Consider the following 14,487-nt stretch of genomic DNA (forward strand, 5'->3'; position numbering starts at 1 on the left):
TATAATCGCGCTGAGTTGCTGATACGAAGGATTTTCTCCATGAGCGATTTGTTATCTGAAGAAAACTCAAAAACAGGTGCCTTGCCCCCTGAGTTGATTTTGGGCTATCGCTATTTGCTCAAACAACGGCTTGGCCAAGGCGGCATGGGGGCTGTGTATTTGGCTTACGATCAGCGCCTTGATATTGATTGCGCGATCAAAGAGATGAGCACGGCCCTGCTCAAAACTGAAGATGAGCGCGAGCGCGCCCGCAAATCGTTTCATGAAGAAGCAAAATTGCTGGCACGTTTGAACCATCCCAATCTGCCGCGTGTGACCGATCACTTTAGCGATCACGGGCGTGAGTATTTGGTGATGGAATTTGTGCCTGGCGAAACCTTGGCCAGCATTCTGCGCAATAGCCCGCCGCCATGGCCAGTTGCTGATGTGGTGGCGTTTGCCGAGCCACTGACCGAGGTGCTGCATTATTTGCATAGCCGCACCCCACCGATTGTCTTTCGCGATCTGAAGCCTGCCAATATTATGCGTACTCCCGAAGGTCAAGTGAAATTGATTGACTTCGGGATTGCCCGTTTGTTTAAGCCTGGGCAATCGCAAGATACCCAAGCGTTTGGCACGATGGGCTATTCTGCACCCGAACAATATGGCACGGGCCAAACTGATGCCCGCTCCGATGTCTATGCCTTGGGCGTGTTGTTGCATCAATTGATGACAGGTCACGACCCAATTGCCCAGCCCTTCAATGTACCGCTGGCGCATACGATCAATCCAGCAGTGCCTGAGGCGATCAGTTCGGTATTGATGACGGCGATGAGCCATGATCCGCAAACTCGTTTTGCCTCAATGGTTGCGTTGCGCCGCGCGCTATCGAATGCTTCGCAACAGAGTGCTGATGTGTATGTGGCCCAACGCCCAAGCACCTCGGCCTTGCCTAATGTTGGCTATGCGCAATCAGCTCAAGCGCGGCCCGTGTCGCAGCCTTATGGCCAAACTGGTTCGCAGCCGTATGGCCAAACTGGCTCACAGCCGTATGGTCAAAGTGGTTCGCAACCATATGGTCAGAGTGGTTCGCAGCCGTATGGTCAAACTGGTTCGCAGCCCTATGGGCCGCCAGTGGCGCAACCCTATGCACAGCCCTATACTCCGCCAGCGCCGCCAATCTATGCGCAACCGTTTATTCCGCCAGCGCCGCCCATGCATCCAGCAACGCATCATTTGCAGGCTGCAAGCGTGCCGCAAGCCAAAACCACTGGCGTTGCTCAAACCGCGCAAGTTATGGGCTTTTTAAGCCTAATTATGGTGATCAGCGGCTTTTTCTATGAAGATATGGGCTATGACACCGCCTTGTTAATGGCAGGTTTTGGCGGATTTGCTGGCTTTGTCTCATTAATTGTGAGTATTGTTGCGGTGAGTTTAAAAGCAACCCGTGATTCGCGCAAAGGTCGTTCGCAGGCAGTTCGCGGCCTAATATTTGCAACCGTGGCGATGGTCTTAGCGTGTGTGGTGATGGGAATTATAGGTAGTATCTCAGATAAATATTAAAGTTCTTATTTTTGCATTCTTGTGTGCTCCCTTGTCGAAGGAGGAAGTATGAAGTGTCCAAGCTGTGGACATACGAATGATGGCAGCAACCGTTTTTGTGAATATTGTGGTGCCCGGCTTGATCCTGCAATGAGTCAAGAAGCGACCCAAGTTGGGGCAGTTCCCAATTTGCATAATGATCAAAGCTATGATGCCCCAACAATGTTTGTACCAGCCGATCAAGCTCCTCCTGCTCCACCAGCCCAAGCGGAGCCAGCGGCAAGTTCACTCAACTGTCGTGAATGTGGCTATATTAATCAACCAGGCGATCGCTACTGCGATCAATGTGGGGCTTCGCTTGAGGCTCCAGCGGTGGCCGTTGGGGTCGATGTTGCGCCAGTTGCAACGCCTGCGCCAAGCGCGAGCGAAGCGGTTACGCCACCAGATGGCGTGCCAGCAGTACAAGCTGCCGAGCCAAGTTTAGCCGAATTAACCAATGTTGCGCCCGATGAGGAGTTGCCAACTGTGCCAATTGAAGAACAACAACCATTTTCAGCGCCAAGCAACGAGTCCGAGCCAGTTGTGGCTGCAACCGAAGAGCCGGTTGCTGCTCCTGTCGCAGAAGCTGCGCCTGTTGTTGCCGAAGAACCATTCGAGTCTCCGGTGGCTGAGGCTGCGCCAGTGCTGATCGCACCTGAAGAACCAATGTACGAAGATGAGCCAGCGGTGGCTGCCAGCGAACAACCAGCCGTCGAAACTGCTCCGGCAGTTGACGCTGAGGCCGTATCCGCCGAACGAACGGCGCTCGAAGCAGCGATTATCGAACAAGAAGATAATTTGGTGATGTTTGAGCAAATGTCAGCGCGCTATGCTGGCCGTGCCTTGCCTGCCCACATTGCCGCTGGAATTGAAGAAACCAAGACCAGTTTGGCCGAAGCTCAAGCCGCACTTGTCGCCTTTGATCAAGCCCAAGCTGCCGCCAAAGCTGCTGCTGAAGCCGCTGCCGAGGCTGCCCAAGCTGCGGCCTTGCCCGACCCAGCTGAAGTCGAGCGCTTAGAAACGGCAATTGCCGAACACCAAGATAACTTGGCGATGTTCGAGCAAATGTCAGCGCGCTATGCTGGCCGCGCCTTGCCCACCCACATCGCAGCTGGCTTGGAAGAAAGCAAGCATGCCTTGGCCGAAGCCGAAGCTGAATTGGCCGCCTTGCGCGGCGGCGCTCCTGTCGCGCCTGCTGCGCCTGTTGCTCCGCCAATTCCATCGGCTCCAGTCAACACCTACGATGCGCCAACGGTTGCAGCGGCTGCTCCTAGTGAACCAGCGCCAGCGCCAGTTGCTCCAGCCGAACCGGTGGCCGTGCCTGCTCCAGCGGTTGAAGCAACGCCAGCATGGGCAGCGCCAACGCCAGCTACGCCAGAACCAGCGCCAGCATGGTCGGCTCCAACACCAGTTGCGCCAGCAGCGCCAGTTACGCCGCATTTAGTGGTCGCTGGCAGCCAAGTGGTGCTCAATCTGCCAACTGATAAGCAAGTGTATGTGATTGGTCGTGAAGACCCAATTAGCGGCATCTACCCTGAGGTCGATTTGACCAACCACGGCGGCGAAGGTGGCGGCGTGAGTCGGCAGCACGCGCGTTTGCACAACACTGGCGGCAATTGGACGCTGGAAGATTTGAATAGCACCAACTATTCAAAAGTTAACGGCCAAAAATTGGCTCCCCATGCGCCAGCCCCAGTTAACCACGGCGATCAACTGCAATTTGGCAAAGTTGTTGTAACCTTGCATTTGCATTAATTGTAAATCAATGGCCCGCGCTTATCGGTGTTGATAAGCGCGGGTTTTTTATATTTGGAGAATTTTGATGTTGAATCCAGCTCAATTTCAGGTGCTAACCTTTGATTGTTATGGCACCTTGATCGATTGGGAAACAGGGTTGTGGGCGGCGCTTGCGCCAATTTTTGCTCGCTATGGCGTTAATATCGAACAAGAAGCATCTTTGCAACTATATGGCGAGCTTGAAAGTGCGCTCGAAGCAGGGCCGTATTTAGCCTATAAAACCGTGGTTGCAACCGTGCTCGAGCAACTTGGCCAGCGTTTGGGTTTTACGCCAACTAGCGAAGAATGTCGCGAATTTGGCTTGTCGGTCAAGCAATGGCCAGCCTTTGCCGATTCGCCAGCAGCCTTGCAACGCTTGCAGCAACGCTATAAATTAGCGATCATCTCGAATGTTGATGATGATTTGTTTGCAGCTTCGGAGCAACGCTTGGGCCTGAAATTCGATTGGATTATCACCGCCCAACAAGTGCAATCGTACAAACCTGCGTTGAATAATTTTCAGCGCGCCTTTGAACGCTTAGCCTTGCCGCAAAGCGCGATTTTGCATGTAGCGCAAAGCTTGTTCCACGATATTGTGCCCGCCAATCAGCTTGGCCTCAATACGGTTTGGGTCAATCGCCGCCATGCCAAGCCTGGCTTTGGTGCAACGCCTGTTGCCGAAGCCCAGCCCGATTTAGTTGTGCCAAGCTTGGCCGCCTTGGCCGATGCCTTGGGTTGCTAAATAAAGTGCCAGCACGTTTATGCTTAAGCGTGCTGGCATTGCTTTATTGGGCTGTTGCCGAAAAGAGCACTACTTGAGCATTGAGATCGTCGCTAATGTAGGCATTAATTCGTGGATAGGCAAATTTTTCTGATTCACTGAGATAAATTGAGCGAAAGCCAAAAAATTGGCTGGTAAAATAGGTTAATGATGGATCGTATTCTTTATATAAATTAGCCTCAACCTGCTGCCAAATGAGCTTAAAATCACTAAATTGATTGAGATAATTGATTTTTGCTTGATACCATTCCTCAAGCTCAAAACCCTTGGTTGCATGCCTGAAATTATAAATATAACTCTGTGTCATTAATTGCCATTGCACAAGATCAAGACTGAATAATTGTTTAAACCCATAATGCGGATCAAACATTAAATTAAGAATGTTGCGATCAGCTTTGGGAATACTGCTAAAGCTATCCATATACTGTTGAAACAAGCGATCCATAACTTGATTGACTTCTAAAATATCCCAAACATGATTAAGAATAAATGCTGGAATAGTAAGCTTATGGACAATGTTTCGGTAGCGATCAAGGTGTTGTTGAAGGGCAATGCCAGTCAGCACTTCAGGATCTAATTTATAGCCAGCAGCCCCTAATAACATATTCCGCTCGCTGATATTACATTTTAAAAGGACAGCGATCCCACGTACAATTGCCTCGGGAACCGTAATTTTGGCCCGTTTTTCGAGCAGCCGCTTATAAACTGGAAACTCACTCCAAATTGCTTGTTGAGAAAATGGCGAGCTATTCGTTTTCGGCTTTTTCCCATCGCGCATTGCATCCTCGAAAGCGCGCTTATGCCGAATGCGGATTATTTCGGCGACCTCGATAAAACTATCGTTGGCGGTTGATCCATTTACTTGTTCGGTCATGGTTTTCCTTTTTCAAGGACTCTTACCCTCGGGTTCATGCTGTTACAGCCTGAAATTAATGGTGCTATTATAGCAAATTTAGGTATTTTGCATGTTGCTATCTATATCATGTTTTTATGTTGATGAGCGATAATTTGGCTTTTTCAAGCCACTAAAACTTTGTTGGTTATGCTGATTTGAGAATAGAAAATCTGTGCTGAGTTTAAATGAGTGTTGGGGAAGAGCTACCCGCCTCCATCAGCGTAGAAAAAATGGATGCGGGCACTTGTTGAATTAGCAGATTTGAGGTTGCGTGGTTTGGGCTATGCAGATTCGGGGCGATTTAGGCATAAAAATCTGGCAGTGTTTTAAGGCTTTGCCATTGCTGATTATCGTGGCCAAAAATTACGAGCTCAATTTGCTCCTGCTCAACCAGATCAAGCAGCTTGATCGTACTGGCTTGAATCGCTGCTGCATCGGGATTGTCTGCATCAGCTTTATCATTAATAAAGTCGGCGCTGAATGGCACAGCATCAATTGGCAAGAGCACTGCTCCAGTTTGTGGCAGTCGCACCAGCACCGATTGATGGCCAGGCACATGGCCGCTGGTTTCAATCAGTTCTAATCCGGGCAGCAGCTCGGTATCGCCATCAACTAAGCGAATCCGTTCGTTTGCTTGCTCCCATTGCCCGCGATTGGCCGCAAAGCGTGGATTGTTTTGGGCATCGAGGTGATGCGCTCGTTGCACAATGTATTGGGCCTTGGGGAAGTGCGCATGCCTGCCAGCATGGTCAATATCATAATGAGTTGAAATGATCGTATCAATATCAGCTGGCTGGAGGCCAATGCTCGCCAATTGCGCAATTACATCTTGCCCATTCGCAAAATCTGCTGCTTCTGCTGGGATAAGCTCAGGCAACCCAGTGTCGATCAGGATATTCTGGCCAGCGCTGGTTTGTACCAAGTAACAGACGATTGGAATCTGATATTCCGGCATATCGCCAACCTGCATCAGGTATAACCGCTGTGGCGTATTTTGGCTCATCATCACAGTTCCCTTCGCAAAAAGTGCTCAATCCTATTGATCACGAAGAATATTAGACCAAATGTGCTATTGTTTGTCAATGCTTGAATTGACGGGGCTGCCTAATTCTCGGTATAGTATGGGCTAGCGTTTGCTGCTGAGCGTGATAATTGTGCCTTGGGCGATTGCAACTAAGTGTTCGGCCTGATCGTCTCGACAATAGACCAAACAGTGGCAGACTGCTTGGCAACTGCCGCTGCTCAAAACACTGGCCTTGGCAATTAATTCGTGGCCTTGAGCTGGTTTGACATAATTAATTTTATATTCAGCAGTTACGACCTGCATGCCAAGCACCGAGCCACCAGCAAAGGTCAGGGCGTTATCGGCGGCATAGCTAAGCACGCCGCCATGAACAAAGCCAAATTGTTGGATTAGCTCAGGGCTAATCGGAAGCATTAATTCGGCATAGCCTTGGCGAAACTCACGAATCTGGGCTTTGAGCAGTTGGCTGAAGGGTTGGCTGGCAAGAATTTGTTGCCCAATGGCGGTTAAATCGTCACTCATTGAAACCTCACATAGCAGAAGGATTTGGCGATGGCTGAGCATGTGCCGACAATTTTGGTAATCGAAGATGCTGTCGATTTGGCAGATGTGTTGGTGCGCGAACTCAATAATTTGGGCTATCGGGTTTGGCATGCTGCCGATGGCCGCACAGGCCTCAATTTACACCAGCAACATCAACCAGATTTGGTTATTTTAGATTGGATGTTGCCGCAGCTTGATGGCCTAGAGGTCTTGCGCACGATTCGCCAAACCAAATCTACGCCTGTGCTGATGTTAACGGCACGCAGCGAAGAAACCGATTTGGTGGTGGGTTTGGAGCTTGGTGCTGATGATTATTTGACCAAGCCATTTGGCATGCGCGAGCTGATTGCCCGCGTGCGAGCGTTGTTGCGCCGCGACCAGCGGATTCAGCAGCTGTTGCATGCCGATGTGCAACCAGCAACCGAAGTTTTGCGCTATGGCGAATTGGTGCTTGATCCGCATTTGCATACCGTTGCTTTACGCCAGCAGGAGTTGGATCTTACGCCAACTGAGTTTGCGATTCTCGATTTATTGTTGCGCAACCCAGGCCGCGCATTTAGCCGCAACTATTTGCTCGATACAATTTGGGGCCAAAGCTATGTTGGCGGCGACCGTTCGGTCGATAATGCGATGCTGCGTTTGCGCAAAAAGCTGGCTGATTTTGGCGATGCGATTGAAACGGTTTGGGGCCTTGGTTATCGTTTACAAGCGGAAGCACCACGATGAAGTATTGGTTGCGTTGGTATGCACATGCAGGGCTGTGGCGGGCTTGGCTGTACATGCTGCTCTTCAACAGCATCTTCTTAGGTAGCCTATTGTTGCTTGTTGAGTGGCTACCCGTTGATGTATATGTCTTGATGAATGGCGGCTTTTTTATTATTGGCATTAGCGCTGTGGTGTTTGGCTTGAGTTTGGCTTTCACCGAAGGTGGATTTTGGCGCAAATTACTGCTCGAGCTTGCTGCATTTGTGCTTGCGCTGATCAGCTTGACCCTGCTTGGGAGTTTTGTTTCGTGGTATGAACTTTCACGTCCCATGAGTGCATGGCAGGATGAATTTTATATAGCGTTTCCCGATATGCTGCTCTTTTTTAGCATCCACAATGTAACATTTATTGGAACCCGTTGCTTAATGTGGTTTTGGCGTTGGTGGAATCGCTTGCGTAAACGTTCGTTGCTGTGGACGTTGACCCATGATCAATTAACCATTGTTTTTGTCTTGATGGTGATTTTTGGGGTTACCGTGGCCGGGCTTTCGATTTATATGCGTGGCAATGAGTTGGCGAACTCCGATAATTCAACCACATTCTTGATTGAAAATGTCGTGCAATATTCGTTGCTAGGTTCGATCTATGGTGCGCTGATGATTGTCGGCCTGTTTATCTTTTTGCCAGTGGCGATGATTCTTTCGTATATGCTGATTCGGCGGGTTATGCGGCGGATTGAGGCCTTGGCAATGGCGACAACTGCACTGCGCAATGGCGATTATAGCTCGCGAATTGTGGTGCATGGCAATGATGAGATTGCCCAGCTGCAAGCCAATTTCAATGCCATGGCCGAACAACTCGATACAACCGTTAATGCCCTGAAAACCGAGCGCGATCGCGTTGCTGGCTTGCTCGATGACCGGCGGGCCTTGGTTGCCAGCGTTTCGCATGAATTGCGCACCCCCGTGGCGACCATGCGCGGCTACCTTGAATCGAGCTTACACGCAGAACAAGGATTAACGCCCCAGATTCAGCGCGATTTGCTGGTGATGGAGCGCGAAACTCTGCGCTTACAGCAATTGATTGAAGATTTGTTTTTGCTTTCGGCCAGCGAAGTTAGCCGTTTGACCCTCAACCGCGAAGCCCATGATCTTGCTCCTTTAATTAATCGGATTGTCCAAACCGTGCAGCCTTTGGCGTGGCGGCAATCGCGGGTTGATGTGCTGGCAGAGTGTGCCGCCGAGCTTGATCAAGCACTGATTGATCCCCAACGCTTTGAGCAAATTTTGCGTAATTTGCTGCATAATGCCTTGCGCTATACCCCGCCTGGGGGCTTGGTGGTGGTGCAAGCCCTGAATCATGGCGACCAGATTGAGATCTATGTGCGTGATACTGGTGCTGGCATCGACCCCGCCGAGCTTGATTCAATTTGGCAGCGCTTTTATCGCGCCAACGATCAGGCCAACGAACAGCATCAAGGTGCTGGTTTAGGCCTAGCCTTGGTTAAAGAATTAAGCGAAGCCATGGGTGGCTCGGTGGCGGTTGAAAGCCAGCTAGGCGTTGGCACCAGCTTTTGCATTTGTTTCCCCAAAGCCTCGAAACCAATGCTTACGAGCATTTCCTAGACTCCTATATGCCTATAGTTCTGGCCAATAGCGGCGTTGTATATTGACATGCTGCCTAGAACTCTGTAACCTATAGTGAGCATTCCACGTACCAACCCCAGCAAACCCGTTGTATGGAGAACAACCATGACCATTGTCCTTGATCAACGCTCCGATCAATCCCTTGCCGTCTATATTGACGGCGATTTGCAGTTTGATAGCCGTGATGAAGGGGTGTACCACGAGCTTTTGGCCTTGCCTGCGCTCGCATTAGCCCAAGCACGCCGCCCCAAACGCCAACTCCGAGCGTTGATTTGTGGTGGTGGCGATGGCTTTGTTGCCCGCGAATTGCTTAAATCCTCAGCCATTAAGCAGATCGATTTGGTCGATTATGACCCGACCATCCTTGATTTGGCTCAAAATGAATGGCCTGAGCTGAATCAGCATGCCATGACCAACCCTCGCCTCAAAATCCATATCTGCGATGCGGTTCAATTTGTTGATCAGGCAGCACAAGCAGCTGATGAATACGATTTAATCATTTGTGATTTTACTGTGCCACGCGATCAGGTTGGTGCTCGTTTGCAGAGCATCGATTGGTATCAGCAATTGGCCTATATTTTGCATCCTCAGGGTGTTATCGCAGTCAATGCAGCTTCGCCATCGCAAACGCCAGTCGCCTATTGGATGATTTACAACAGTATTCGGACTGCCAATTTGAATCCCAAGCCCTATCGCTTTTCGTTGCCTTCGTTTACTGAGGCTGGCTATGGCGATGATTGGGGCTTTTTCGTTGGCAGCCGTAAAGCGTTCCGTCCGCGTGAGTTTGATCATTTGTCGTTGGCTGAGCCACGCGAGTTTTTGCACGATAGCGAGCAGCTTAAACGAGCCTTTGCCTTCCCTTCCGCGCTGGCCGAAAAACGCACCACTGCCCAACCAACCAAACTGGCCAGCGATGCGCTGTTGCATAGCTTATTCGCGCCAACCTGGGATGAAGCCAGTGGCACCGATTGGACTTCACTTGATTTTGTGCATGATCCAGCGCCGCTGCCCAAGCCGCATACCAGCGCAACCCTGATGCCAAACGCAGTTCAGCAAGCGTTGCAGGCCGATCAAGGGCTTGATGAAAGCCAAGTCTTTGAGCAAGTTGTGCAGGTGATGCCAGCCTTGCGCGCCGAACAAACCCGCAGTATGGTCAGTGAATTTATTGCCAACCCATTGCGCTTTCTGAATTCGCTCGATCTGCGGCGCTTGGTTGAGGCCTTGTTGCGCCGCAGCCGCGAGTTGCCACGCAAATTGGTGGCCGAATTGCGCTTGCTACGCCGCCACCTTCAGCGCACATGGGAAAACCCGCAATTGTTGCTCAGCCGGGGCTTACGCATCGTTTCGGTGATTGCGCTGGTGATTATTTTGGCCAACTTGCTGCACCCCGATACAACCTACGCTAAAGGTGATCCTTCTCCTGGTTCGGGTGCAACCTCCAGCCAATCGATGGTGCGCACCAGCTCGCCCTATGATGTGGTGCAAGCGCCGCCTTCAACCGTTGAAGGGCGCGGCTTTTCGAGCGGCACCTATGGGCGCGGCAGCGTAATTGACGAATATGGCTCGGCCTATCCAACCCGGCGCTATCGCTACTATGGCTCATATTACGGTGGCAGTTCGTATCGCAACTACAATCGCAATCAACGCCCAAGCGAAGATCCCAACGAAGGCGATGCGCTTTATCGCCTGACCCCAGAAACCGATATTTTGGCCAATGGCGAAGTTGTGATCAGCCTGACCGATCAATCGTATCTGTTGCTTGCCGACCAAGTTATGACCGTGGTTGATGCAGAAGATGGCTTGCCGATTGTGTTTTTACAACGCGACGAAGCCTTGGTTTGGCGCACTCATCGCGAGCTTGATCGCCAGCGCCGCGGGCTTGATGGCAGCGTCAAAGCCAAACAAGATTGGATCGATTGGGTCAGTTGGGCGGGTTTTGTGCCATGGCGCAACGATGATGAAGCCGAATTAAACAACATTGTGCAAACCCGTGGCACGCTTGATCAAGCAATCAAAAGCTTGGGTTCGATTCCTGCTAATCAGCCTGCGATTCGGGTTGCCCCAACGTCTGGTGGCTTTCAATTATTCTCCAGCGTTTGGATGAATGCTGAAGGCACGTTTGCAGTCTTAGAGCAGCCCGATGGCAGCAAGGCCTATCTCAACAAAACTGGTTGGTTCAGCGATAGCGCCTTAACCCAACCGCTGAGCGAGCCGTATCCCGATGAGTTTCGCACCAAAGTCTTGATTCCGTTTTTGAGCAAGCAAACAACTGATTATGCAGCAATCAAAAAGCGGATCGAGGCCGATTTGGCCAGCGTCAGGATCGATCTCAGCTCGCTAACGTCGGATAAAAACGAGTATACCTCGATTCAACGTAGCTATGGGCCAAGCGATATTGTCGAGTATGGCACAACCGAAATTCGGGTTGACGAAGCATTGCGCCGCACCAACGATGATATTGCGCGGACTGAGCAGTTGATTCAGGTCTTGAACGATCAACTTAGCTCATTGCCAAAACAAGACAATGCAGCCAAGAAGTTTTTGCAGAGCTTGAAATAATGCAGGTTGCGATTCTGCCCCAATTAACGATTGCCAGCGAGCTGGGCCAGCAGTGGGAGGCTTTAGTGCAAGCCAACCCTGCTGGTGGTGTGATGCAAAGCCTTGCTTGGAGCCAATTCAAACAGCAACGCGACTTGCAGGTTGTGCATTTTGGCTTGTTTGATGCTGAGCAATTAATTGGCGGCATGCTGTGCACGATTCCTGCCCAAAGCGGCGTTGGCAGCAATTTAATTGCTGCTGATGGACCAATTTTGCCATGGCACGATCAAGTATTGGCGCGTCAAGGCTTGCGCTTATTGCGCGAAGCTGCCGAACAGCATGCTGCTGAATATGGGGCAATTGGTTTGCGGATTGAGCCACGGCTGGAACGCCCAGCACCCAATTTGCTGCGTGATTGGCGGCGTGCGCCAGTTGATATTCTGGCTCGCGAAACGCTCTATTTGGATTTGCAGCCTGACGAGCAAAGCTTGCTGGCAGCGATGAAACCAAAAGGCCGCTACAACATTCGCTTGGCGGCGCGGCGTGGTGTGACAGTTCGCATCTCGCATGATGTGGCTGATATTCCTTTGTTTTATCGCTTGATGGACGAGGCTGGCGAGCGCGACGATTTCTATGTTGAGCCGATTGATCATTTCAACGATCTGTTGGCGACGCTTGCCCCGCTAGGCCATGCCCATTTGTTATTTGCCGAATATGCTGGCCAAACCTTGGGAACTATGTTGTTGGTTACCTATGGGCAGCGAGCGGTTTATCAATATGGTGGCATTAGCAACCAACTGCGTGAGCAAATGGCGGGCTATGCCTTGCAATGGGCTGCGATTCAACATGCCAAGCATTTGGGCTGTCGCTGTTACGATTTTTATGGATTTGAACCAACTGGCGATCCCCATCATCCGTTTGCTGGCTTTTCGCGCTTCAAACGGGCCTTTGGTGGCCAAGCAATCGCCTTGATTGGTGCATATGATTATTATTTCACCGAACAATTAGCTGATGTTATTATTCGAGCAGTGCGCGAATTGGCATAGCTAATTGGTGTGAGGATGCCTTTTAGTGCTTCCGAGGAGGCTTAATGACTCAACCGCCACGTTTTGGCCGGATTCCGCCAGACACCGCCCAATTGGTTGCGGGCTTAGCCCAAACCGTTGCTGGTCAAGTTGTCACTGCGTTGCCCAACCACGCTGGCCATGGCACGCGGGCCGCAGCAACCGAAATCATTTTGGGGATTGTGTTGCGCGACTGGCGCGAAAATGAAAACGTCTCTGGGCTATTGCCTGATGACGTGGCCGATTTACGTTCGTTTGTACAGCTGGCGGCAACCCTTGCTGGCAACGATCTTGAAAATCAGGGCGCACCGGTTTTTCGGGCGGTCTTGACCGGATTGATGGAAGATTGGCTCGCCAATTGGAATGCACCAGGCGATCCAGGCCCACCAGGTAAATACTAAGCACTCATGCTGGATAAAGCCCTCTTGATAGTTAAGGAGCATGCATGTCCTCTGAAACCATTTTGCCCCTGTTGGGCCGAATTGCCGCCTCAATTGGTTGGACACTCGTCAGTGTTTTGATTTTTTACGGTGGTGCGCGCCTTTACGATTTGCTTGATCCGATTGATTATCGGGAAGAGATTAAACGTGGCAATGTTGCGGCAGCAATTCAAATGGCTGCGGTAACAATTGCCTTGGCCGCAATTGTAATTATGGCAGTGGCAACCTAACATGGATACACAAACCCAACCATTTTGGCAACGCTTCGGCATCTATACGCTTAGTCTTGGCTTGGGTGGGGCTATTGCCAGTTTTCTATCGTTGTTGCTAGGCAATATCATTTTTGGCCGCTCTAGTCGCGTGCTTACTGGTGGCATGCCAGTATTTCTTGTGATTATGATGGTTATTGTTGGTATTGCAGCCTATTTTATCATCAAGCGCTGGATGAGTGGCTTTGCTAGCTTTTTAGCAATTGGTGGCTGGTTTTTGGCGCATTTCATCGTTAATGTCATCGCGATTGCCTTTTTCGATGCAGATATGTCGATTGTTTCCTATATCATCACCTGGTTGATAATGGGAGCGCTTGGCGCACTGATGTTCAGTAATTCAAGCTTTGCCAAAGCAATTGGCTTGGCTGGCGCAGGCACAGCAATCGGGGCTGGCATCTATGCTGCATCACGCAAAAACGAGGTGCTCAAGGCTTCTGGTTATGGCCGGCTTCCACCGTCAACTGTGATTTTGCTGACCCAACATGTGCGCTTTGCCAACGATGCAGTGAACCAACTACCGCCCAACACTCCAGCCAATTTTCGCAAGATTGCCGTCGAAGTCGTGCTTGATCGGGTGATTCGCGATTGGTGGTCGAACGAAAATACCGATGGTCTAACGCCGACCGATGTCAATGATTTAGGCGCGTTCGTTCAACTGGCTTGGTTTGCAGCCCGTGGCCAAAGCCATATTCTGCAAGCAGAAGCAGTTTTTCGGGCCTGTCTGAGCGCATTGATGGATGATTGGTTTAATGCCTGGAATGCTGACGGAGTTGAAGGCGCACCGCGCTGGCAATACAATTCATGAGCAATTTCATCCAAGATCCAACCTATCCCGCTGCTGGGCGACACCTACTTGCAAATTTAGGTGGCTGCTCAGCAGCAATCCTCAACGATCGCGCTTTGCTGCAAACGATTGTGATGCGCGCAGCAGCTGCGACTAATGCCACAGTGCTCGAAATTGTGGCCCATCAATTCACGCCCCAAGGTGTTACCATCGTGGCGGTGTTAGGCGAAAGCCATGCCTCGTTGCACACCTATCCTGAACATGGAGCGGCCTTCTGGGATTGTTTTACCTGTGGTGATCAATGCCAACCTGAAGCTTCACTAGCGGTGCTCGTTGCTGCACTGCATGCGACAAATGTCCATTCTCAGCTTATAGACCGTACTATCAGCGAAGTCACCCAAACAGCCCCCTCGACACTGGCTTAACGCTATGTCAAGATCGTAGTATCCCTTATTGCCCAGC

General features: G+C 50.8%; 14 protein-coding genes. 11 read left to right on the forward strand and 3 right to left on the reverse strand.

The window, feature by feature from the left end; all coding sequences use genetic code 11:
• Positions 1–39: 39 nt before the first annotated feature.
• The 3 genes from ACFMKP_RS17145 (at position 40) to ACFMKP_RS17155 (ending at position 4,078) form a co-directional block, all read left to right on the forward strand.
• The gene (locus ACFMKP_RS17145) at positions 40–1,542 is read left to right on the forward strand and encodes a serine/threonine protein kinase (RefSeq protein WP_382293472.1); all 1,503 of its coding nucleotides are present in this window, start codon (positions 40–42) and stop codon (positions 1,540–1,542) included.
• Between the two features lie 48 nt (positions 1,543–1,590).
• Positions 1,591–3,315 (forward strand): FHA domain-containing protein, encoded by a 1,725-nt coding sequence (locus ACFMKP_RS17150; protein ID WP_382293474.1) that lies wholly within the window; start codon positions 1,591–1,593, stop codon positions 3,313–3,315.
• Between the two features lie 67 nt (positions 3,316–3,382).
• Complete coding sequence (locus tag ACFMKP_RS17155; protein ID WP_382293476.1) at positions 3,383–4,078, forward strand: haloacid dehalogenase type II; 696 nt, start codon at positions 3,383–3,385, stop codon at positions 4,076–4,078.
• Positions 4,079–4,121: 43 nt separating this feature from the next.
• Here ACFMKP_RS17155 and ACFMKP_RS17160 read toward each other — a convergent pair whose 3' ends face one another.
• The 3 genes from ACFMKP_RS17160 to ACFMKP_RS17170 form a co-directional block, all read right to left on the reverse strand.
• A complete protein-coding gene (locus tag ACFMKP_RS17160; RefSeq protein ID WP_382293478.1) occupies positions 4,122–4,991 on the reverse strand; it encodes a hypothetical protein in 870 nt (289 codons plus the stop codon).
• A gap of 322 nt (positions 4,992–5,313) precedes the next feature.
• Positions 5,314–6,018: an N-acyl homoserine lactonase family protein gene (locus tag ACFMKP_RS17165; protein WP_382293480.1), complete on the reverse strand. Its 705-nt coding sequence runs from the start codon at positions 6,016–6,018 to the stop codon at positions 5,314–5,316.
• A 120-nt stretch (positions 6,019–6,138) separates the two neighbouring features.
• Positions 6,139–6,558 (reverse strand): PaaI family thioesterase, encoded by a 420-nt coding sequence (locus ACFMKP_RS17170; RefSeq protein ID WP_382293482.1) that lies wholly within the window; start codon positions 6,556–6,558, stop codon positions 6,139–6,141.
• 30 nt (positions 6,559–6,588) lie between these two features.
• Here ACFMKP_RS17170 and ACFMKP_RS17175 point away from each other — a divergent pair, with 30 nt between their 5' ends.
• From ACFMKP_RS17175 to speD, 8 genes are all read left to right on the forward strand, one after another.
• Positions 6,589–7,305: a response regulator transcription factor gene (locus tag ACFMKP_RS17175; RefSeq protein ID WP_382293484.1), complete on the forward strand. Its 717-nt coding sequence runs from the start codon at positions 6,589–6,591 to the stop codon at positions 7,303–7,305.
• Positions 7,302–8,909, forward strand: coding sequence for an ATP-binding protein (locus ACFMKP_RS17180; protein WP_382293486.1), 1,608 nt, complete (start codon positions 7,302–7,304; stop codon positions 8,907–8,909). Before ACFMKP_RS17175 ends, ACFMKP_RS17180 begins: the two co-directional genes overlap by 4 nt.
• 126 nt (positions 8,910–9,035) lie before the next feature.
• Complete coding sequence (locus tag ACFMKP_RS17185; protein ID WP_382293488.1) at positions 9,036–11,489, forward strand: hypothetical protein; 2,454 nt, start codon at positions 9,036–9,038, stop codon at positions 11,487–11,489.
• Positions 11,489–12,514, forward strand: coding sequence for a lipid II:glycine glycyltransferase FemX (locus tag ACFMKP_RS17190; RefSeq protein WP_382293490.1), 1,026 nt, complete (start codon positions 11,489–11,491; stop codon positions 12,512–12,514). Before ACFMKP_RS17185 ends, ACFMKP_RS17190 begins: the two co-directional genes overlap by 1 nt.
• Before the next feature lie 44 nt (positions 12,515–12,558).
• Entirely contained in the window at positions 12,559–12,933 is a 375-nt protein-coding gene (locus ACFMKP_RS17195; protein ID WP_054534191.1) for a hypothetical protein, read from the forward strand.
• Between the two features lie 44 nt (positions 12,934–12,977).
• Positions 12,978–13,202: a DUF350 domain-containing protein gene (locus tag ACFMKP_RS17200; RefSeq protein WP_201783484.1), complete on the forward strand. Its 225-nt coding sequence runs from the start codon at positions 12,978–12,980 to the stop codon at positions 13,200–13,202.
• Between the two features lies 1 nt (position 13,203).
• Positions 13,204–14,046: a hypothetical protein gene (locus ACFMKP_RS17205; RefSeq protein ID WP_382293492.1), complete on the forward strand. Its 843-nt coding sequence runs from the start codon at positions 13,204–13,206 to the stop codon at positions 14,044–14,046.
• Positions 14,043–14,450: an adenosylmethionine decarboxylase gene (gene speD / locus ACFMKP_RS17210; protein ID WP_382293494.1), complete on the forward strand. Its 408-nt coding sequence runs from the start codon at positions 14,043–14,045 to the stop codon at positions 14,448–14,450. Before ACFMKP_RS17205 ends, speD begins: the two co-directional genes overlap by 4 nt.
• Positions 14,451–14,487: the final 37 nt, after the last annotated feature.

It is taken from the genome of Herpetosiphon sp. NSE202 (assembly GCF_042688385.1).
In the GTDB taxonomy this organism is placed as follows: domain Bacteria; phylum Chloroflexota; class Chloroflexia; order Chloroflexales; family Herpetosiphonaceae; genus Herpetosiphon.